The organism is Paraburkholderia sp. SIMBA_054 (genome assembly GCF_046534875.1).
Lineage (GTDB): Bacteria > Pseudomonadota > Gammaproteobacteria > Burkholderiales > Burkholderiaceae > Paraburkholderia > Paraburkholderia hospita.
Window position 1 is genome coordinate 1 of the sequence record NZ_JAWRXV010001337.1, and the last position, 249, is coordinate 249.

Genomic DNA, 249 nt, shown 5'->3' on the forward strand with positions numbered 1-249 from the left:
GAGCAGAGCGGGGCGACACGCACGCCGCTTCGCATCGACCCGCAGCACCCGCCGCACAAAAGCGCCGCGACGCCGCCCTCACTGCACCAGGTTGTTCAACTCGATGATCGGCAGCATCACCGCCAGCACGATCACCAGCACCACGCCGCCCATCGCCAGAATCAGCAGCGGCTCCAGCAGACTCGTCAGGAACATCGTGCGGCGCTCGAGCTCGCGCGCTTCGCCGTCGGCGGCACGGTCGAGCATCGT

At 68.3% G+C, this 249-nt stretch carries 1 protein-coding gene; it reads right to left on the reverse strand.

Annotated features, from left to right (window positions below; all coding sequences use genetic code 11):
• Positions 1-78 precede the first annotated feature (78 nt).
• Positions 79-249 (reverse strand): type II secretion system F family protein (locus SB822_RS59435; RefSeq protein ID WP_410859419.1); only part of this gene is annotated, 171 nt, incomplete at its 5' end.